Below are 21,037 nucleotides of genomic sequence, written 5' to 3' on the forward strand. Positions count from 1 at the left end.
CGCTCAGGCGGCGGCCAATGACTTGTAAACCCCGCACCCGATGTACAGACCAGGCTGAGACAAGGCCTGCACAAAAGACATCTTGGTCTGCATGCGCCCTGTGGCCGGATTGGTGATGTCGTATTCGACCCAGCCCGGCGCCACCCTGGCACGGTCGATGATGTTGTTCAGCAGCACCTCGCCCTGGATGCCTGGGATGTCCTTGACATTGCTGCCCACCTTGGCTGGATTGCCGCCAAACGCCCGGTAAGCCCCCGACTCGTCCAGCACAAACACATACATGTCCCGGTCATGGAAAGGCTGAGCCGGATCGGTGATCTGGCGCATCAACTGCTCTGCTGACATCCCCTGGCCCAACTTGACTGCGCGCTGCACCAAGGCCTGCGCCTCTTCGGCCGTGCCCTGCTGCAAGGCAAAAGAGGCCACCGATGCCGACAAGGTGGCAGCGCGGTGCTCCAGCAAAGACGTCTCCTGCACCGACGACTCCACCATTTGTGCATTGCGCTGGGTGATCTGGTCAAGTTGCTGGATGGCCAGCGTGATCTCGCTCAGGCTGGCGCTCTGCTCAGTACTCAAGGATGAAATCTCAGCCATGCTGCTGGCCACCGATCGAATGCCTTCGGTGATGCTGCCGATGCTGGTACCTGCGGCACGGATCAGCGCAACACTGCCCTCCACCTGCTCCGAGGAAGCGCTGATCAGTTGACGGATCTCACGCGCCGATGCGGCTGAGCGCTGGGCCAACGAGCGCACCTCGGCAGCCACCACGGCAAAGCCCCTGCCTTGCTCACCCGCACGGGCCGCCTCCACGGCCGCATTGAGCGCGAGGATGTTGGTCTGAAAGGCCAAGCTGTCGATCACACCGATGATTTCGCTCATCTTGTGGGCGCTTTGCTGCATGCCCTCGACTGAGGCCACCGCACGGGACATCGCAGACGCCCCTGCCTCGGCGTCGTCACGCACCTGGGCCGCACGGGCGTTGGCTTGTTGTGCAATGCCTGCGTTGTGCTCGACCGTGCTGGCCAGTTCTTCGACGCTGGCTGCAGTCTGCTCCAGGTTGGCGGCCTGCTGCTCGGTGCGATCTGACAAGTCCTTGCTGCTCACGGCCAGACTGCCCCCGGCATGGGACACCAGGGCCGAATTGCTGCGCACATCAGCCACCATGCCCGACAGGGTGTGTGACATGGCACGCAACAAGTCGGCCAGCTCGCCCAGTTCATCACGCCCGTTGACAGCCAGGTGAATCTGCAAATCACCCTCAGCCAGTTGGTGCATCACCGCAATCATGGCGCGGAAGCTCAGAACAAAACTGCGGTAGAAGGACATCAGCAGGTACAGCAGCAGGGCGATGCCCAGCACCGTGACCCCCAGTGCCGTGTTGCGCTGCAAAACGAGGGTGCTTGCCCGCTTTTGAAGCAGGTCGTCAATACTGCCCAACACCTTGTTGCTCAGGGCCTGGGCGTCACCGATCGCCTTGGTACCACTGGCGAAAAAGTCGCTGGGCGGCAGGCGTGGCTCAGCCACATCCCCGCTGACCGGAAAGGCCTGGCGGGCCAGGCGCAGAAAGTCATTGCTGCTGGCCAAGGTATTGGCCGCCGACCCCAGGTCTGCCTGGCGTTGCTGCAGGGTCTGCAAGGCAAATTCCACATCACGCAGTTCGCCCCCCAGGTTGTCGAGCAGCACATGAAGGCGTCCAATGCTCAGGGCGGTGGGTTGAGCCTGTGTCAGCAAGCCAGCGCCGGTGCCGCGCACCAGGCCCAGGCGCTCCGTCCAGGGGATGATGCGCGACACACTCATGTCGATCAGCAGGTAGGTCACCGGATCAGGGTCGAACAGCAGGCCGGAGTGTTCGGCCGTCTCATAGGCCATCCGGCGCAATTCATCGATCAGGGCCGAATGCTCGGCAAAGCTGGCCGCCGCGGCCCCCTGACGCAGCTGTGGCAATTGCTCCAGGCGGGGCCGAATGCGGCTCCAGGTGGCGTTCATGTTCAAACCGCCCTGCCCTTGCACCGCCGTCTCCACCTCGGCCATGCCTTGCTTCAGGCCTTGCGCACTCTGTTCCAGCGCTGGCGCAATCGACGCATTGCCAGACAGCAGGATGTTCATCTGCCCCCGGTGGGTCTGTGTCAAAGCCACCAGCCGCGCCACGGGTGCCAGCACCTGCACGCCGGCCTGCTCACTCTGAATGAACTCAATGTCCTCATGAAAACGCTGCAGCAGTTGCAGACACACCAACAACAACGGGACCAGCAGCATGGCGGAGAGCAGCAGCAACTTGGCCGGCAAGCGCATGCGGGACATCAAGGCGACACCGGGTCCCCAAATAGAAAGCGTTTTCATGGCATGTGTCCCCTAAGCGTCACGGTATTTTGTTGCAGCGATTTTGAATCTTCAGTCTGTGCCCAAACTGACAGAAGGTGATTCACAGCCTCAGGAAAAACCCGCATTTTTCAAGTGATATGCGAATCGCAAGTGATTTTTCGCTCTTTTTTATCACCTATTTAATGCCAATTGCAATGATTTGGGTGGATTTCACTGCAAGATCGATGAAAAAAAGCCACCTGCATCAAGCAGGTGGCTTCAGGGGGGGGGGGTCGACGAATCGAGTGAAGCTCAGACCGACGGCGATGCGGCCAACGCCGCAAAGGCCTTCACCACCTCCGGTGGGGCTTGCACCAACTCGATCAACACGCCCTCACCCGAGATCGGAAACTCGTCGTTGCCCTTGGGGTGGAGGAAGGTGATGTCAAAGCCGGCAGCACCGCGGCGGATGCCGCCGGGGGCGAAGCGCACACCATGGGCGCTCAACCATTCCACGGCCACCGGCAGGTCATCGATCCACAGACCCACGTGGTTCAACGGTGTGGCGTGAACGGCGGGTTTCTTGTCCGGATCCATGGGCTGCATCAGGTCGACCTCAACCTTGAACGGACCCTCGCCGATGGCGCAGATGTCTTCATCCACGTTCTCACGCTCGCTTTTGAAGGTGCCTGTCAGGGTCAGGCCCAGCATGTCCACCCAAAGCTTTTGCAGCCGGGTCTTGTCGGGTCCGCCGATGGCGATCTGCTGGATGCCCAGCACTTTGAAGGGTCGGTTCAGGGTCATGGCACGGGCTCCGCTCAGACAAACTCAAGAATGACCTGGTCCACCGCCAGCGACTCGCCCTTGTTGGCGGCGATCTTGCCCACCACGCCGTCCTGCGTAGCAAACAAGATGTTCTCCATCTTCATGGCTTCGATCACGGCCAGCTTCTCGCCGGCCTGCACGGTCTGGCCAGGCTGCACAGCCACATCCACCAGCAAGCCGGGCATGGGCGAGAGCAGGAACTTGCTCAGATCAGGCGGCGCCTTGTAAGGCATCAGCTTGTGCAGCTCAGCCGAGCGGGGCGACAGCACCAGCGCCTCGATCTGGGTGCCGTTGTGCGACACGCGCAGCGCCAGCGGGTTCTTGCCTGACCCCCGCTCCACCTGGGCCGTGAAGGCAGCGCCGTTCACCAGGCCCTCGATGCGGATCGCCCCCAGACGGGCACCGCTGCTGAACTGGTAGCCTTTGCCGTCCACGTTCACGGTGCTGGTCTGCGCATCCAACTCGGCGACTTGCACCGGGTAATGCACGTGCTGGCCAGCCTTGTCCAGAACCACCACCACGAAGTCTTCACCCAACTTGGCGCCATGACCTTCCATCTGGCCGGTGATGCCCGAGGCACGCTGGCGATAGCGGCGGTTCTGGAAGGCCGCCAGGGCCACCAGGAAGGCCGGATCGCTGTGCGGCACGTCTTCGGCAAAAAAGCCCTTGCCGTAGTTCTCGGCAATGAAGCCGGTGTTGAAATCACCCGACACAAATTTCGGGTGCGCCAGCAAGGCCGCCTGGAAAGGGATGTTGCTGCTGATGCCGCGGATCACAAAGCCGTTCAGGGCTTCGCGCATCTTGGCGATGGCATCGTTGCGGTCGCGTCCATGCACGATGAGCTTGGCGATCATCGAGTCATAGAACATCGGGATCTCGCCACCGTCGGTCACCCCGGTGTCCACGCGCACGCCGAACAGCTTGTCGGTCTTGCTCTGGAACATGGTTTCCGGCGGGGTCTGAAAACGGACCAGGCGGCCGGTGGAGGGCAGGAAGTTGCGGAACGGGTCTTCGGCATTGATGCGGCACTCGATGGCCCAGCCATCGCGCTTCACGTCGGCCTGGGTCAGGGGCAGCTTCTCGCCGGCAGCCACACGGATCATCAGCTCGACCAGGTCCAGGCCCGTGATGCATTCGGTCACCGGGTGCTCCACCTGCAGACGGGTGTTCATCTCCAGGAAGTAGAAGCTCTGATCCTTGCCCACCACAAATTCGACCGTGCCGGCGCTCTGGTACTTCACGGCCTTGGCCAGGGCCACGGCTTGCTCGCCCATGGCCTTGCGGGTTTCGTCGCTGATGAAGGGGCTGGGAGCTTCTTCGATCACTTTCTGGTGCCGACGCTGGATCGAGCACTCGCGCTCGTTCAGGTAAATCACATGGCCGTGCGAATCGCCCAGCACCTGGATTTCGATGTGACGCGGCTCCTCGACAAACTTCTCGATGAACACACGGTCATCGCCAAAGCTGTTGCGGGCTTCGTTCTGGCAGCTGGCAAAGCCCTCGAAGGCTTCCTTGTCGTTGAAGGCCACGCGCAAACCCTTGCCGCCACCGCCGGCCGAAGCCTTGATCATGACGGGGTAGCCGATGCCCTTGGCGATCTCGACCGCCTGCTCCGGGCCGCTGATGGCGTCGTTGTAGCCTGGAATGGTGTTGACCTTGGCCTCGTTGGCCAGCTTCTTCGAGGCGATCTTGTCGCCCATGGCGGCGATCGAGAAATGGCGCGGGCCGATGAAGGCCATGCCTTCGTCCTCGACGCGCTTGGCAAAGGCCTCGTTCTCGCTCAAAAAGCCGTAGCCGGGGTGGATGGCCTCGGCACCGGTGGCCTTGGCGGCGGCAATGATCTTGTCAGCCACCAGGTAGCTCTCGCGGCTGGGCGCCGGGCCCAGCAGCACGGCCTCGTCGGCCAGGGCCACGTGGCGGGCTTCCTTGTCGGCTTCGGAATACACCGCCACGGTGGCGATGCCCATCTTCTTGGCGGTGGCGATGACGCGGCAGGCGATCTCACCCCGGTTCGCAATCAGAATCTTCTTAAACATTTGACTCGTTCCTTCTTGTTCGTGCCGGTGATCAGAGCGGGATGTTCCCGTGCTTGCGCCACGGGTTCTCAAGCTTCTTGTCCTTGAGCATGACCAGCGAGCGGCAGATGCGCTTGCGGGTCTCCGACGGCAGGATCACGTCATCGATGAAGCCACGGGCACCAGCCACAAAGGGGTTGGCGAAACGGGCCTTGTATTCGGCCTCCTTGGCGGCCAGTTTGGCCGGGTCGCCCTTGTCTTCGCGGAAGATGATCTCCACCGCGCCCTTGGCGCCCATCACGGCGATCTCGGCATTCGGCCAGGCAAAGTTGACGTCACCGCGCAAGTGCTTGGAGGCCATCACGTCGTAAGCGCCACCGTAGGCCTTGCGGGTGATCACCGTGATCTTGGGCACCGTGCACTCGGCGTACGCGTACAGCAGCTTGGCACCGTGCTTGATGATGCCGCCGTACTCCTGGCTGGTACCGGGCATGAAGCCGGGCACGTCGACAAAGGTCACCACCGGGATGTTGAAGGCGTCGCAAAAGCGCACGAAGCGAGCGGCCTTGATCGAGCTCTTGATGTCCAGGCAACCCGCCAGCACCAGGGGCTGGTTGGCCACGATGCCCACGGTCTGCCCATCCATGCGGGCAAAGCCGATGATGATGTTCTTGGCGTACTCGGGCTGCAGTTCGAAGAAGTCGCCATCGTCCACGGTCTTGACGATCAGCTCCTTCATGTCATAGGGCTTGTTCGGGTTGTCGGGCACCAGGGTGTCCAGGCTCTTGTCCTGGCGGTCCACCGGGTCGCCGCTCTTGCGAACAGGGGCTTTTTCGCGGTTGTTCAGCGGCAGGTAGTTGTAGAGGCGGCGCAACATCAGCAGGGCCTCGACATCGTTTTCGAACGCCATGTCGGCCACGCCACTCTTGGTGGTGTGGGTCACGGCGCCGCCCAGTTCTTCAGCCGTCACCTCTTCATGGGTCACGGTCTTCACCACTTCAGGGCCGGTCACGAACATGTACGAGCTGTCTTTCACCATGAAGATGAAGTCGGTCATGGCGGGCGAGTACACCGCCCCCCCGGCCGAGGGGCCCATGATCATGCTGATCTGCGGGATCACACCGCTGGCCAGCACGTTCTTCTGGAACACGTCGGCATAGCCCCCCAACGAGGCCACACCTTCTTGAATGCGGGCGCCACCCGAGTCGTTGAGGCCGATCACCGGAGCACCGACCTTCATGGCCTGGTCCATGATCTTGCAGATTTTTTCGGCATGGGCCTCGGACAAGGCGCCGCCGAAGACCGTGAAGTCCTGGCTGAAGACAAAGACCAGGCGGCCATTGATCATGCCGTAGCCGGTGACCACACCGTCACCCGGGATCTTGTTGTCGGCCATGCCGAAATCGGCACAACGGTGCTCGACGAACATGTCCCACTCTTCAAACGTGCCCTCGTCCAGCAGCAACTCGATGCGCTCACGCGCGGTCAGCTTGCCTTTGGCATGTTGCGAATCGATGCGCTTCTGACCGCCGCCGAGGCGGGCAGCAGCGCGCTTGCTTTCGAGTTGCGCCAGGATGTCTTGCATGGTGTCTTCTCTCTTTGCTCCGGATGGATTCTGGAAATGAGGGGGTTGGATCGGTTGGATCAGGTGAAATGAGGGCCGGCTGGGTTCAATCGCTGTGGCGGCTGGCCGCCAGCAATTGCCGAGCAGCGGTGGAGGCGGGCAGCAGCCCCTGGGCCACCTCGTCGGTGAAGCGAGGCAGCAAGGCCTGCACCTGCGGGTGGGCACGGAAAGCCTGCTTGAGACCCGCGTCGATGCGCTCCCACATCCAGGCCAGCGACTGGCTCTGGCGGCGCGACTGCAGGCGCCCATTGGCCCCCTGCAACCGCCTGAACTGGCTCACGGCGACCCAGAAGGCCTCTACGCCCTGCCCCAGCAAGGCACTGAGCTGCACCACCTGCGGGTGCCACAAGGCCTCGTCATGGTGGGCGTGCTCAGGGTTGCCGTGCAGGCCCAGCAGGCGCAGCGACGAGGTGATCTGGGCCTGGGCCCGCGTGGCGGCGTGCACGTCGATGTCGGCCTTGTTGATGACCACCAGGTCGGCGATCTCCATCACGCCTTTCTTGATGGCCTGCAGGTCGTCACCGGCATTGGGCAGTTGCATGAGCACGAACATGTCGGTCATGCCCGCCACGGCGATTTCGCTCTGGCCCACACCCACGGTCTCGACGATCACCACGTCATACCCCGCGGCCTCGCACACCAGCATGGCCTCGCGGGTTTTCTCTGCAACGCCACCCAGGGTGCCGCTGCTGGGGCTGGGGCGGATGTAGGCCCGCTCATGCACCGACAGGTGTTCCATGCGGGTCTTGTCACCCAGGATGGAGCCCCCCGAGACCGTGCTGGAGGGGTCGACCGCGAGCACCGCCACGCGGTGGCCCTGACCGATCAGGTACAGGCCCAAGGCCTCGATGAACGTGCTCTTGCCCACGCCGGGCACGCCACTGATGCCCAGGCGAAAAGAGCGCCCGGTGTGCGGCAGCATGGCCGTCAACAACTCGTCGGCCTGGGCCCGGTGATCGGGCCGGGTCGATTCCAGCAGCGTGATGGCCTTGGCCATGGCGCGCCGCTGCACCGCTGGGGCGCCGCTCAGGATGCCTTCAAGCAAAGGGGTCTGCATGGTCTGGGTCAAAGGTCAAAAAAGAGTGCTTCAAACGCGGGCAGCCAGCAAGGGCTCAGTCCTGGGCCGCGCCGGGTTCGGCGGGCCGGGGGGTGCCCTGGGCGCTGTCGGTCAACAGGCGGGCGCGCAGCAGGGCCTGCAGCTTCTTCTGCAGGGGCGAGCCTTCGGCACCGAGCTTGACGCCACGCTGGGCGCTCAGGCGCAAAGGCGCCAAGGCATCCGCTGCCTGGTGCCGCACCGGGTGGGCGGGTCGGCGCCCGAGCGAACGCTCGACCGCCATCACGATGTACTGCGACTTCGACAGGCCCAGCCTGCGGGCCGCTTCATCGACCTCGCGCTCCAGCGCGGGGTCCATGCGGACAGCGACATGGCTCATGCGTTTCAGCCCTGCTGTGCCTTGCGGATCTGTTCCAGCACGTCCTTGGCGCTGGCCGGGATGGGCGTGCCCGGGCCGTACACGCCCTTGACGCCGGCCTCGTACAGGAAGTCGTAATCCTGGCGCGGAATCACCCCGCCCACGAACACGATGATGTCGTCCGCGCCCTGGTCCTTGAGCGATTGGATGATGGCCGGCACCAGGGTCTTGTGGCCTGCGGCCAGGGTGGACACGCCCACGGCGTGCACGTCGTTCTCGATGGCCTGGCGGGCGCACTCCTCGGGGGTCTGGAACAGCGGTCCCATGTCCACGTCAAAGCCCAGGTCGGCAAAGGCCGTGGCCACCACCTTGGCACCGCGGTCGTGCCCGTCCTGGCCCAGCTTGGCGATCATCACGCGCGGGCGGCGGCCCTGCTCATCCGCAAAGGCACTGATCTCGGTCTTGAGCTTGTCCCAGCCTTCGGCCGAGTCGTAGGCGGCGGCATACACACCGGTCACCTTCTGGGTGTCGGCACGGTGGCGGCCAAAGATCTTCTCGAGGGCATCCGACACCTCGCCCACCGTGGCTCGCAATCGAATGGCCTGGATGGTCAGGTCCAGCAGATTGCCCTGGCCGCTCTCGGCTGCAGTCGTCAAGGCGGCCAGCGCGGCCTGCACTGCGGCGCTGTCGCGGGTGGCCCGGATCTTCGTGAGGCGCTCGATCTGCCCGTCGCGCACCTTGACGTTGTCCACCTCCAGGATGTCGATGGCGTCTTCGCTCTTGAGCTTGTACTTGTTGACGCCCACGATCACGTCTTTGCCCGAATCGATGCGCGCCTGCTTCTCGGCAGCCGCCGCTTCGATCTTGAGCTTGGCCCAACCGCTGTCCACCGCCTTGGTCATGCCGCCCATGGCCTCGACCTCTTCGATGATCTTCCAGGCGGCATCGGCCATGTCCTGGGTCAGCTTCTCCATCATGTAACTGCCAGCCCAGGGATCGATCACGTTGGTGATGTGGGTCTCCTCCTGGATGATCAACTGGGTGTTGCGCGCAATGCGGGCGCTGAACTCGGTGGGCAGCGCAATCGCTTCGTCAAAGCTGTTGGTGTGCAGGCTTTGTGTGCCGCCAAACACCGCTGCCATGGCCTCGATGGTGGTGCGCACCACGTTGTTGTAGGGGTCTTGCTCGGTCAGCGACCAGCCCGAGGTCTGGCAGTGGGTGCGCAGCATCAGGCTCTTGGGGTTCTTGGCATCAAAGCCCTTCATGATGCGGCACCACAACAGGCGCGCCGCACGCATCTTGGCTACTTCCAGGTAGAAGTTCATGCCGATGGCCCAGAAGAAGCTCAGGCGGCCGGCAAACCCGTCCACATCCATGCCCTTGGCGATGGCGGTCTTCACGTATTCCTTGCCGTCGGCCAGGGTAAAGGCCAACTCCAGCGCCTGGTTGGCGCCCGCCTCTTGCATGTGGTAGCCCGAGATGCTGATCGAGTTGAACTTCGGCATGTTCTTGGCCGTGTACTCGATGATGTCGCCGATGATCTTCATCGACGGCTGGGGCGGGTAGATGTAGGTGTTGCGCACCATGAACTCTTTCAGAATGTCGTTCTGAATGGTTCCGGACAGCTTGTCCTGGCTCACGCCCTGCTCTTCGGCCGCCACCACATAGCCGGCCAGCACCGGTAACACAGCGCCGTTCATGGTCATGGAGACCGACACCTTGTCGAGCGGGATCTGGTCGAACAAGATCTTCATGTCCTCGACTGAGTCGATGGCCACACCGGCCTTGCCCACATCGCCGGTCACGCGGGGGTGATCGCTGTCGTAGCCACGGTGAGTGGCCAGGTCAAAGGCCACCGACACGCCCTGGCCGCCAGCGGCCAAGGCCTTGCGGTAGAAGGCATTGGACTCTTCGGCCGTCGAAAAGCCGGCGTATTGGCGAATCGTCCAGGGGCGCACCGCGTACATGGTGGCTTGCGGGCCGCGCAGAAAGGGCTCAAAACCCGGCAAGGTGTTGGCGTACGGCAGGTTGGCCGTGTCGGCTGCGGTGTACAGCGGCTTCACGCTGATGCCGTCGGGCGTCAGCCAGTTCAAGGCGTTCACGTCACCACCGGGGGCCGACTTGGCGGCAGCCTTGGCCCAGGCTTCCAGCGAGCTGGGGGCAAATTCAGGGTTGGACGGCTTGGCAGACTGTGAATCACTCATGACGAAAGCTTCTCCGACGGGGCTTGGGGTGTTGGCTCAGGGTATCCCTGCTTAATCCAGCAGTTTACATCATTCATAATTATTGATTCAAAATATTCCACACACCTTACAATCCGCGCCATGTCCGCCCTCACCCTCACGCCCAAAGCCCTGTACGAAGAAGTGGCCGAACTCCTTCGCCAGCGCATCTTCCAGCGCGAGCTCGAACCTGGCAGCTGGATCGACGAGCTGAAAATCGCACAAGAGTTCGGCATCAGCCGCACGCCGCTGCGCGAAGCCATCAAGGTGCTGGCCGCCGAAGGCCTGGTGACGATGAAGGTGCGCCGTGGCGCCTATGTGACCGAGGTCAATGAAAAAGACCTGCGCGATGTCTACCACCTGCTGAGCCTGCTCGAAAGCGATGCCGCCGGTGAGGTGGCCGACCACGCCACAGCCGCCCAGCTGCAAGAAATCCAGGCCCTGCATGACGAACTCGAAAAGGCCGTGGACGACCGCGAACGCTTCTTCCAGCTCAATGAGCGCATCCACCTGCGCATCCTGGAGATGGCCGACAACCGCTGGCGCCTGCAAATGGTGACCGACCTGCGCAAGGTCATGAAACTGAACCGCCACAACTCACTGCTCAAGCGCGGCCGCATCGCCGAGTCGCTGCAGGAGCACCGCGAAATCACCGAAGCCATCACGGCCCGAGACGGCCACGCCGCCGCCCAGCGCATGCGCGCCCACTTCGCCAACGGGCTCGAAGCCGCGGCCTGACTCAGACCGGGCTGCTGGCCTCTGCGCCCGCATGGGCCAAGGCCATCACCTCATGGGGCGTGTGGGCGCGCAGGCGGTGGTCGCTCCAGACCTGGCGCCAGCGTCGTGCCCCAGGCAGGCCATTGCGCAGGCCCAGCATGTGCCGCGCCATGGTGTGCCAGGGTGTACCGTGCTCGGCCTGCTCGCGCGCCATGTGGTCGCACATCAGGCGCTCCACGTCTTCGCGCGTCTGGCCGCTGGGCTCGGCGCCCCAGAAGCGGTGGTCCCAATCGGCCATCACCCAGGGGTTGTGATAAGCCTCACGACCCACCATCACGCCATCCACCTGCTCCAGGTGAGCCTGCACCTGGTCATTGAGTGTGATGCCGCCATTGACGGCAATCGTCAGCCCCGGGAACTCTTGCTTCAGCCGATAAACCATCTCATAGCGAAGCGGCGGAATCTCGCGATTTTCCTTGGGGCTCAAGCCTTTCAACCAGGCATTGCGCGCATGCACGATGAACACCTTGCAACCGGCCTCACTGACCTTGCCCACGAAATCGCGCACGAACTCATAGCTCTCGATGCGGTCGATGCCGATGCGATGCTTCACCGTGACCGGCACACGCTGCACCCCATCCAGCATGGCCTTCACGCCATCCGCCACCAGATCCGCCTCAGCCATCAAGCAGGCCCCGAAAGCGCCACGCTGCACCCTCTCACTGGGGCAACCACAGTTCAGGTTGACCTCGTCATAGCCCCACTGTTCGGCCAAACGTGCACAGTGCGCCAGATCCGCCGGCTCGCTGCCGCCCAATTGCAGCGCCACCGGATGCTCTTCAGCGTGGTAGCGCAAATGCCGGGCCACGTCCCCATGGATCAGCGCCCCCGTGGTCACCATCTCGGTGTAGAGCAAGGTGTGACGGGTGATCAGGCGGTGCAGGTAGCGGCAATGGCGGTCTGTCCAATCCATCATCGGCGCGACACTCAGCCGGTTCATGCTATAGGAGGGCTGCTCTCCTCTGAAAACGTCACCTGAAGTGCCTGTCTGATTCACGTCGAATTACCTATTTTCGGGGTTTTTTTGGGCTGCCGGTGCTACATTTAGTGCTACAAAAACTTCATGTAGCACTGGCAATGGGCTCAATTGTCTCACGCAAGAGAAAAGACGGTTCAGTGGGTCACACAGCCCAGATCCGGCTGAAAGACGGCGGTAAGGTCATCTACACCGAGGCCCAGACCTTTGACCGCAAACCAGCAGCTCAAGCCTGGCTGAAGAAGCGCGAAACCGAACTGGCCGTGCCCGGGGCACTCATCAAGCCCAGCGACCCGATGCTCAAGGATGTGATCGACCAATACTGTGCCGACACCCTGCGGCCCCATGGCAAGACAAAGGACCAGGTGCTACGCACCATCCGCAATGCCCCGATTGGCGAACTGCGGTGCTCAGAGATCACCAGCCAGGAACTGGTCAGGTTCGCCCAGTCGATCGAGGCCCAGCCCTCAACCCGCGGCAACTACCTCTCCCACTTGGCCGCCGTCGTCAGCGTGGCCAAGCCGGCCTGGGGCTACCCTCTGGAAAAACAGGCTATTGATGACGCACGCACCGTGCTCACCAAACTTGGCGTGACAGGGAGGTCAAGGCAACGCACCCGGCGCCCCACCCTAGAAGAGCTCGATCGTTTGATGACCCACTACCAAACCGCCGAGTTGAAGCGCAAGGACATCATCCCCATGACCCGGCTGATCCCCTTCGCGATCTTCAGCACTCGGCGCCAAGAGGAGATCACCCGCCTGCAAGGTAAGGATCTTGACCGAGCCCACCTGGAAATCATCGTTCGTGACATGAAGAACCCCGGCGAGAAGATAGGCAATGACGTGCGCGTCACTCTCACACCTGAAGCCTTGAAGTTGATCGAACTGCAACCCAAGACCGATGGCGTCATCTGGCCTTACAACGCTGAATCGATCAGCGCCTCTTTCACACGGGCTTGCGCTTTGCTCGGGATTGAGGATTTGCATTTTCATGATCTGCGACATGAGGGAGTCAGCAGGCTGTTTGAGATGGGCTGGACCATTCCCCGGGTGGCGAGTGTGTCCGGGCATCGGTCGTGGAGCAGCTTGAAGCGATACACCCATTTGAGGCAAGGCGGGGACAGGTACGCTGGCTGGAAATGGCTCGACCGAGCTGAACCCTGAATGCCCTACCTGATGGCCTGCACCAGGGCGAACTGGTTCAGATTCGTCTTTCACCAAGCATCCCAACTCGTCAGCATGCTCACGCTGCTTGGCTGCGGCAACCGGGCTCACCATCACATAGTCCACGTCAAAGGTCAGCCTAGGCTGATACTGTATCCGGCGCCTCTGGCAAGGGACTCAAAATTCCCCGCCGCAAAGCACCAGTGCTGCGACCGGATGACTACTAAGTGTCGTGTTTCTCGACGGATTTGCGATGCTGGCCAGGGCTTCGAACAGTGCCACGAAGCCCGCACCCTTGCGTGCCAAATGCACGCCAACCTGGCCGGTCCTGCCGCAGTCCGCGCAGGATACACGGGCATCCCGGCGTCCCGCCTTGTATCGAACTGGAAGAAATCCAGGCGTAGCCGGTCATGCCTGTGCTGAGCCCGAACACCGCGCTGCGGTCAGGCCTAGGTCTTGACTGAGTAGATCACTTCGAAATCAACGCGCCACCTTAGCGTGTCCCACTCAACCTTGCCCGCTTCCGAAGCGGAGGGACCAAACCCAGCGGACTGATGTACAGCATCTCAACTCTGATTGCCCCAAAGCCCTCAAGTTGCATTCGACACGTTCACGGGCTCCGCCAGACCACCGCCACATTGTGAATGTTGCTTTCAACACCAAACGATTGGGAGGCAACGAAATTAATTATCGATTCGCATAAATCCAGTTACCGATAGTTACAATCAGCACCACACTCATCATTCCACGCATGCCCCAGCTTCATCAGGGAGCATTTTTAGCATTTGCGCGGATTTACCAGGGTTTAAATTCCATATGGCACGGCTGAACAGAGCGTCATTTCCCATTTTTTTCGTAGCGCTTTTGCTCAGTGTTTTTGCGCTGGCTGCAGACGTAGGCTGCCTAGTAGACACCACTCAAACTGATTTTCAGGCCGGCATCGCCACAGGCGTTGATCTGAGCACCGCGCCTGGTGATGTTCGGCTGGCGATCGGCAGTCCTATCGACCAACAGAACACCACCGTCACCGCCAACGGGTTTGGTTTCACGGCAACTTCCTGGGCTGGTCAGACCTTCACGCCCACAGTCAATGGGCCAATCACCCAAATCGATCTCAATCTGTTCTGCAGCGGTTGTTCAGGGACCACGCCTGACATTGCAGTGTCGATTAGGGCCACCGCCGGTTCACCAGGGGTGCCCACTGGGGTAGATCTGGCGAGTGCAACGATCACTGGATTCAACAACAGCTCTGGCGCCTATTTTTCTGCGAATTTCGCAACTCCCGTCACCGTGACAGCAGGCACTCAATACGCAGTGATCATGCACCCGCTGTCGAACCCCTCTGCGGGCGTCTATGCCTATGTTTGCAGCTGCACGACCAGCTCTAATCCCTATGCCGATGGCCAACGGGTGACGTCCTCCAATTCGGGCAGCACCTGGACCGCAGATGTCACCACGGGCGGCCGTGATCTCGGATTCAAGGTGTATATTCAAAACGGCTATGGCAGTTCAGGAAATCTAGTTTCCGCCACCAAGGACAGCACACCGTCACTTGGCATGAACCCAGTTTGGACCACCCTATCCTGGAATGCGACAAGTCCCGCCAATACAGGATTGAGTTTTCAGGTGGGGGCCAGCAGCTCCAATACTGGGCCATTCAGCTTTGTAGGACCTGATGGTACGGCCAGCACATTTTTCACGACATCAGGTGCCAGTTTGAGCCAATTTAATGGCTTGCGATATTTGCAGTACAAGGCGATTTTTGCCAGCACAGACACCACGGCAACGCCTGACTTGCAGGACGCGCAGATCTGTTTTCAAAATGCGCTTCTGGCTGTCGCTCCAGTGGTCACATCGGTTTCCCCTGCTGCAGGTTCAACGGCGGGTGGTAGCACCGTGGTGATCACCGGCACGGATTTGACGGGCGCCACCGCCGTGCTGTTTGGCGGCACCAATGCCAGTGGTTTTACCGTCAACTCCGCAACTCAGATTACGGCCACGACGCCGGCAGGTAGCGCAGGAACGGTCGACATCACTGTGGTCACGCCAGGTGGTACCAGCGCCACCAGCGCCGCCGATCAGTTTACCTATGTGCTCCGGCAGACGCCGAATATAGCCACTTCCGTGGGTTCCGCTACCGTTTCTGCCCAGATCGTGAGCGCCAGTGCAAGCTGCTCGTTTGACCTCAACAATTCGGCCGCATTCAGCCCTCCGCAGTACAACGGAACCACGCCGCCATATGGAGGTTTGAAGCTCAAGTTGACAGGGTGCACCCCTGGTGAAACGGTGCGTGTTTCGACCACCTGGAGCAACCTCAGCGGTTTGACTTTGAAGAAGTACGGTAAGACACCTACATCTCCAAGTGCCGATATCTACTATGTCCCTAACAACGTGGTCATCACAGGCAATACTGCCACCTTTGACGTCACGGACAACGGTTTGGGCGACGATACGTTCACGGGGGCAGACGGTGTCATCAATGACCCTGTCGTGCCGGTGCCAGCCACCGCAGTTGCAGACGTAACGGGCGTGCCTAGCTTGTCAGAATGGGGGCTGATCGTCCTGGCGGCGTTGATTGCTTTGACTCTTGGGTTTCATTTTCAACAACGTCAACGGCCTGAGCAGCGACCGTCGCAAACACTGCGCTGATATACACAGGTGTCCGTCCTCGGCGCCACCTGATCGCCTGCAGGGGGCCGATGGATTGGCCCCTGCACGACCGGTGTGGCAAAGGCACTTTGATCCTCAATGAGTCCGGTGGTTGCTAGTTTCTGGGCAAACGCACCTTTCAAACGTGAATGTCAACCAGCACCCGTTATGCGTGAACCTAGCCTTCGATCTTGAGCCAAAGGGTGTCCCTCCGCATGCGCAGCAGCAGGGGCTACTAGTAAAAAATTGCAGGAGATGAATCGAGGGCAGAGCCCAGCAGATAAATGGTCCGCATGTTGCTTTCTACTCTCGAAAGAGCATGGTCATAAAGGCGGAACGTTTTCTACGCAAGTATTTGATTTCATTAAATTATCCCCCAGACTCAAAATCCCCCGCCGCAAGGCGTGCCGGTCCGATTCCGGCCCGGCACCATTACAAATCAAGGACTTGCATGTGCTTGATGGGTAAGAGCAAAGAAACGTTCCGCATCCGTTCGCCGTGATGTTCCGCTTTTGGCAATCGACCACCCTTGGAGGTGGGTTTTTTATGCCTTGAGGGGTACCCCAGTCCCCTCAGACGAACCAGCCCTGACAAGGTGTCCTGCAAACCGGTAGCAGCCCAGAGGGCCAACCCAGCAGTTGAGCAGACCTAAGCAAAAAGCCGCACAGTCCGCTCGCGTCTATGCTGAACGACCGCCTTGTTTGACAACAACCGACAGCAATGGGCTGCCGATGCCTGACAAAACGCACGTCGGGCTTGTCGGGGTTCTGAAGGGCAGGATCATTGGGCGCGGTTGCATTTTTATGGCGTGAAACCGGGGCGAATTGGCATCAGTAGCAATTGATCCAAGCGCGAATCCCTGGGAGCCCGAAAGTATTCCAGCCCCAACTGCTCACCTCGCTGCTGAGATGAAGTCCACGACTTGGCGGTTCCGAAAAGGTGGTCAAACAAGGTCAAAACAGTGCTGTAATTGCTGTCCGTGCTGCCCCTGTCAGATGCATGGTGCACTCGATGAAAATCGGGGGTGACCACCAGCCAGCCAAACCACCGGTTGACGCGCTCACCGCAGGTCAAATTGGCGTGACTGAGAATATTGACCACTGTGCTCAACAGGTTGCAGACCACAACCACGGCCATGTCCGGCGCGAGCAGCAGCATGGTCAGTAAATTGAGCGTGGCCGTGAACACCACTTCTATCGGATGGTGCCGTTCGGCCGTCGTGACGTCCAGCGCGATATCGCTGTGATGCACCGCATGCAATCGCCATAGGAATTGAAATCGATGGCTTGCACGATGTTGGATATACGCGACCGCCTCAAGTGTCAGAAGGACGACCAGAACCGACACGCCGAAGTTCGCATGCAGACGGGGCAAGAGTCCATCTGGGAAGCCGCTGAGGGTCGATTGTACCCAGTGGTACAACCAGGGCCCCAGCCACAGGATCATCCGATAGTTGACCCAAGACAGTCCAAGATTGGTCAACCATCGCCGCGTCGACCCGCCTTCGCCTCTGCGCAGCGGTGCCATCGCTTCAAGCAACAGCCCCAAGGCCATGGTGCCAATCAACGCGGCTTGATGCAGATCGGCCGCGTAGCGAGTAAGCCAGTCCACAGGCAAACGCTCGATCAGTGGGACGACGTTTCCGACGGCCAGATCATCAAGGCCACGGGCATTTTGCAGTCAGGTTACACGTGCCCCCGTTGCTTAGAACAGAGCCCTGTGCACAAGTGCTGCCGGTGAAAGGACTCCCATACCCAGAGAGTGACTGGATTTGAAGGGGGACGCCACTGGTGTTGGCCACCGTTGCCGTCTCAGCGACGCCACAGGTAAGAATGGAATTGCTGTACGTACCGCCCGCTGGATTGCTCAAATTGATCGTGGGGACGACCGCCATCGCCTTCTCCATCTCCAGTCCGCCGAAAAACGCCGATCCCGCCAACGCTGCTGCCAGGAAGATGGCGGCAAGAGGGCGCCCTCCAAGCTTTTCGCGCAGAACGCGGTAGCCGACGACGCCTATCAGCAAGGCGAGCGCGAACGCCCCCCATGGGGACAGTGCGGGGACGCTCCCGGTGGCAGTGGGTGCCCCGTAGGTAATCACGGTTGGCGTACCGGCGAAGGCATCAAACTGGACACACAGCGCGGCGATACCGGCCAGACCCGCGCCCAGTCGTTTGTCAAGTTGCATGCAACTCTCCTTTGAAATGTGGGGCATCAGTGCTTCTCGGCGACGATGCAAATTGTTACATCGCATCAATTCTAGAGTTAGTCACCGGCCAAGTGACATGAATCAATGTAAAACGCACCTGATCTGCCCCTTTACCGGTTTCAGTACCGCACAGAAGTAGAAACTTCAGCGATGTCGGCCGTGAAGGAGTCGCTGCAGCGGCCACGGCGTCGGCCAGGGGATGGAAGGTTAATTGCTGCAGTGGAAGGAGTCCCGCTCCTGCCGACGCCCTAAAACAATCCCACCGGCTCCCCCTCCCGATCCCAGCTGTAAATGATCAACTCGTTCCTCTCCACCCCCTTGGCCCCGCCACCCACCTGGTAAGTGATCGGCACCACCTCCATCTGCAGCCCTTCAAAGCAGCGCCGGATGTCCGGGTGGTCATTGATACTCAGAATGGCCTTGCCCTTGATCTCGCGCATCAGCTGCGCCATGGCCTCGTACTGTGCCCATTCAAACGGCACGCCATACCCCTCGGTCTGCCAGTACGGCGGGTCCATGTAAAACAAGGTGTGCGGCCGGTCGTACCGCTTGATGCACTGCTGCCAGTCCAGGCGCGCGATGTAAGTGCTAGATAACCGCAAGTGCGCAGCACTCAGGTTTTCCTCGATGCGCAGCAGGTTCAAGGGCGGGGCCGTGGTGGCCGTGCCCCAGGTCTGGCCTTGCACCTTGCCGCCGAAGGCGTGGTGCTGCAGATAGTAGAACCGCGCCGCCCGCAGCAGGTCGGTCATGGTCTCGGCTGGTGTGTCCTGCAGCCACTTGAACATGTCTCGGCTGGAGAGCGCCCATTTGAACTGGCGCACGAATTCCTCGAGGTGGTGTTTCACCACACGGTACAGGTTGACCAGCTCGCCGTTGACGTCGTTGATCACCTCCACGTCGGCCGGCGGGCGCAGGAAGTACAGCGCGGCACCGCCCGCAAAGACCTCGACGTAGCAGGTGTGCGCCGGGAAGCGCGGGATCAGGATATCGGCCAGGCGGCGCTTGCCACCGAGCCAGGGGATGATGGGGGTTGCCATTGTGGGCTCCAAAGCTTCGTTTACACTCGCCCCGCCTGTACAGGTGGGCAGGGACTTGGGCTGGGCTCACAGGCGCGATCTGTGGGTTCGGCGTTCGGGTTGGGTGGTGACACACCCTTTCCGTTCGCCCTGTTCTTTTTTCTGGGGATCAGGGGGAGGCGTGCACCTCCGCCGGCTGGTCCCCAGCTCGATACATCACGTCGTAGGCGGCCTCGCAGGCCAGCCCTCTTATTCGGGCTTCATCAGCAATTGCCGCCAGCTCTCCCGCTCTTGCGTCAGCGCGTCTGAACAGCTCGGCAAGCAAATCGACGGCAGGGCCTGCGTCTGCCTGGCACTGGCCGGCAGCGGTGGCCGCTGAGGTGCTGGCACGCGGACGCTCGACGTAGGCGGCAAGCTCGCGCTGCAGCCGCTGGCCAGCATCACGGGCACGGTCCACAGCCAGACGGGACTGCGCCAGGTCGGCCTGCGCCCGGGTTTCGATTTCAGAGAGGTGTTCACGGTATTGCCGCTCCAGTTGACGGTTGGTTTCTGAGGCCACACGGGCCAGGCGTTCACCCTCGGCCTGCTGGGTGGCTTGCTGAGTCTTGGCTTCGGAGGCTTCGAGCTGGGCACCCTGAAGGCGCCAGGTTTGAACAGCGGCGGTGCTGGCCAGCGCAAGCACCAGGACCTGCAGGGAGACGCGTTTGACGCTATCGAACATGGGCAACCTCCTGCAGTTGGCCGAGGCAGACCTCGAGCTCCGCCCCGCGCCGATCCACCAGCCCGCGCAAGGTCACCAGTTCCCTCTGCACCCGTGCCTTGACCCAGCGCGAGAGCTGCTCGCATCCGGCCTGGGCCTGCCCCGCATTGAAGAGCCGCGCCAAGGTCGACCCGGCGAGGGCCTCTTCGCCCAGGTTGTAGGTGAAGTCGATCAGCGCGGCCCGCTGCCAGGGCGTGAGTGGCACCCGGATCTGGCGCGACACGGCAGCATCTGCAATCCTCAGGTGCTTGTCGCGCAGGGCATCACACTCGGCCGGCGTGTAGGTCTTGCCCGGCACCACGTCTTTGCCCGTAATGCCCTCGCACACGGTGAGGATGCCCACCGGGTCGCGGTAAGGCGTGAGCCGCCGGCCTTCGTACCAGGTGGCCAGCACACCGGCGAGCGCAATGGCACCACCGCTGGCGGCCTGGATCAGGCGTTTTTTGAGGAGGTCGTTCATTTGGGAGGAGTCCCGGTTTTGATGGTCAGGAAGGCGCCCCAGGTGACAGCGGCCAGCGCCACCAGGGCCGTGATCGGCTTGGCCAGGGCACCGATCCAGTTCAGCACCTTGAAGGCGCCCTTCATGGCCATGAAGAACTCCACGATCTCGGCCGTGTTGGACTCGGTGCGGATCGTGGCGCTGGTGTTCTCCGCCAGGTCGGCCCTGAGGCTTGCCATGGTCTCGTCACCCGTGGCCAGGCGAGCGCGGATCGTCTGGAGCTCGGCCTCCACGGCCGCCAGGCGCTCGGCTTCGGTGGCCGGCGAAGCAGCCCGTTGGGGTGTGGTTTGTTCGTCCAACATCACACCCCCTTGGCGCGGTCACAGTGGCCAGCATCGAGCCGGTCCAGAATCCTGCACAGCACGCAACCCCAGCGCCGGCCCTCGGAGCGGGCCCGGGCGGCCCGGCTGGAGACGGTTTCGTCTTCGTGGCCATTGGCCGCTGCATTGAAGAGCTGGTCGTGCGCCACCGCCAGGCGCCAGGCCCGCTCGGGCGATGTGAGGATGGCCCAGGCCATGCGAAGCCCCGCCAGCAGCGAAGCGAGCAGGCACGGCAGCCAGAGCAAGGTCAGGATCAAGCGTTGTTGCATGGG

18 protein-coding genes are annotated in these 21,037 nt (G+C 61.6%); 3 read left to right on the plus strand and 15 right to left on the minus strand.

Annotation, left to right across the window (positions count from 1 at the left end; genetic code table 11):
* Nucleotides 1-3: 3 nt before the first annotated feature.
* The 7 genes from AC07VS_RS06360 to scpA form a co-directional block, all read right to left on the minus strand.
* The gene (locus tag AC07VS_RS06360) at nt 4-2,301 is read right to left on the minus strand and encodes a methyl-accepting chemotaxis protein (RefSeq protein WP_494750481.1); all 2,298 of its coding nucleotides are present in this window, start codon (nt 2,299-2,301) and stop codon (nt 4-6) included.
* Between the two features lie 312 nt (nt 2,302-2,613).
* Nucleotides 2,614-3,105 carry a VOC family protein gene (locus AC07VS_RS06365; RefSeq protein ID WP_494657389.1) on the minus strand — a complete coding sequence of 164 codons (492 nt, stop codon included), beginning with the start codon at nt 3,103-3,105 and terminating at the stop codon, nt 2,614-2,616.
* A gap of 14 nt (nt 3,106-3,119) precedes the next feature.
* The gene (locus AC07VS_RS06370; RefSeq protein WP_492346497.1) at nt 3,120-5,162 is read right to left on the minus strand and encodes an acetyl-CoA carboxylase biotin carboxylase subunit; all 2,043 of its coding nucleotides are present in this window, start codon (nt 5,160-5,162) and stop codon (nt 3,120-3,122) included.
* Nucleotides 5,163-5,193: 31 nt separating this feature from the next.
* Nucleotides 5,194-6,726 carry an acyl-CoA carboxylase subunit beta gene (locus tag AC07VS_RS06375; RefSeq protein ID WP_273425506.1) on the minus strand — a complete coding sequence of 511 codons (1,533 nt, stop codon included), beginning with the start codon at nt 6,724-6,726 and terminating at the stop codon, nt 5,194-5,196.
* 85 nt (nt 6,727-6,811) lie between these two features.
* Nucleotides 6,812-7,822, minus strand: a complete 1,011-nt coding sequence (meaB, locus tag AC07VS_RS06380) for a methylmalonyl Co-A mutase-associated GTPase MeaB (protein ID WP_492346496.1) — start codon at nt 7,820-7,822, stop codon at nt 6,812-6,814.
* Nucleotides 7,823-7,877: 55 nt separating this feature from the next.
* Entirely contained in the window at nt 7,878-8,198 is a 321-nt protein-coding gene (locus AC07VS_RS06385) for a hypothetical protein (RefSeq protein ID WP_494750482.1), read from the minus strand.
* A gap of 5 nt (nt 8,199-8,203) precedes the next feature.
* Nucleotides 8,204-10,381: a methylmalonyl-CoA mutase gene (gene scpA / locus AC07VS_RS06390; protein WP_494750483.1), complete on the minus strand. Its 2,178-nt coding sequence runs from the start codon at nt 10,379-10,381 to the stop codon at nt 8,204-8,206.
* 120 nt (nt 10,382-10,501) lie between these two features.
* On the opposite strand from scpA, the gene AC07VS_RS06395 reads away from it, so the two are divergent.
* Complete coding sequence (locus tag AC07VS_RS06395) at nt 10,502-11,137, plus strand: GntR family transcriptional regulator (RefSeq protein ID WP_494657387.1); 636 nt, start codon at nt 10,502-10,504, stop codon at nt 11,135-11,137.
* Nucleotide 11,138: 1 nt separating this feature from the next.
* Here AC07VS_RS06395 and dusA read toward each other — a convergent pair whose 3' ends face one another.
* Entirely contained in the window at nt 11,139-12,173 is a 1,035-nt protein-coding gene (gene dusA, locus AC07VS_RS06400; protein WP_494750484.1) for a tRNA dihydrouridine(20/20a) synthase DusA, read from the minus strand.
* Between the two features lie 80 nt (nt 12,174-12,253).
* On the opposite strand from dusA, the gene AC07VS_RS06405 reads away from it, so the two are divergent.
* Both AC07VS_RS06405 and AC07VS_RS06410 read left to right on the plus strand, forming a co-directional pair.
* Entirely contained in the window at nt 12,254-13,315 is a 1,062-nt protein-coding gene (locus AC07VS_RS06405; protein WP_494750485.1) for a site-specific integrase, read from the plus strand.
* 816 nt (nt 13,316-14,131) lie between these two features.
* Nucleotides 14,132-15,964, plus strand: a complete 1,833-nt coding sequence (locus tag AC07VS_RS06410) for an IPTL-CTERM sorting domain-containing protein (RefSeq protein WP_494750486.1) — start codon at nt 14,132-14,134, stop codon at nt 15,962-15,964.
* An 801-nt stretch (nt 15,965-16,765) separates the two neighbouring features.
* Here AC07VS_RS06410 and AC07VS_RS06415 read toward each other — a convergent pair.
* The 7 genes from AC07VS_RS06415 to AC07VS_RS06445 form a co-directional block, all read right to left on the minus strand.
* Nucleotides 16,766-17,575, minus strand: coding sequence for a sterol desaturase family protein (locus AC07VS_RS06415; protein ID WP_494750487.1), 810 nt, complete (start codon nt 17,573-17,575; stop codon nt 16,766-16,768).
* 46 nt (nt 17,576-17,621) lie between these two features.
* The gene (locus AC07VS_RS06420) at nt 17,622-18,149 is read right to left on the minus strand and encodes a midcut-by-XrtH protein (RefSeq protein WP_494750488.1); all 528 of its coding nucleotides are present in this window, start codon (nt 18,147-18,149) and stop codon (nt 17,622-17,624) included.
* Between the two features lie 269 nt (nt 18,150-18,418).
* Nucleotides 18,419-19,207 carry a DNA adenine methylase gene (locus AC07VS_RS06425; RefSeq protein ID WP_494750489.1) on the minus strand — a complete coding sequence of 263 codons (789 nt, stop codon included), beginning with the start codon at nt 19,205-19,207 and terminating at the stop codon, nt 18,419-18,421.
* A 148-nt stretch (nt 19,208-19,355) separates the two neighbouring features.
* Nucleotides 19,356-19,907, minus strand: a complete 552-nt coding sequence (locus AC07VS_RS06430) for a DUF2514 family protein (RefSeq protein ID WP_494750490.1) — start codon at nt 19,905-19,907, stop codon at nt 19,356-19,358.
* Nucleotides 19,897-20,406 carry a lysozyme gene (locus AC07VS_RS06435; protein ID WP_494750491.1) on the minus strand — a complete coding sequence of 170 codons (510 nt, stop codon included), beginning with the start codon at nt 20,404-20,406 and terminating at the stop codon, nt 19,897-19,899. Before AC07VS_RS06435 ends, AC07VS_RS06430 begins: the two co-directional genes overlap by 11 nt.
* Nucleotides 20,403-20,747, minus strand: a complete 345-nt coding sequence (locus AC07VS_RS06440; RefSeq protein ID WP_494750492.1) for a hypothetical protein — start codon at nt 20,745-20,747, stop codon at nt 20,403-20,405. The genes AC07VS_RS06435 and AC07VS_RS06440 overlap by 4 nt, the downstream gene beginning before the upstream one ends.
* Nucleotides 20,747-21,034: a hypothetical protein gene (locus AC07VS_RS06445; RefSeq protein WP_494750493.1), complete on the minus strand. Its 288-nt coding sequence runs from the start codon at nt 21,032-21,034 to the stop codon at nt 20,747-20,749. The genes AC07VS_RS06440 and AC07VS_RS06445 overlap by 1 nt, the downstream gene beginning before the upstream one ends.
* Nucleotides 21,035-21,037 lie beyond the last annotated feature (3 nt).

This window comes from Curvibacter sp. GW821-FHT01G03, assembly GCF_059422285.1.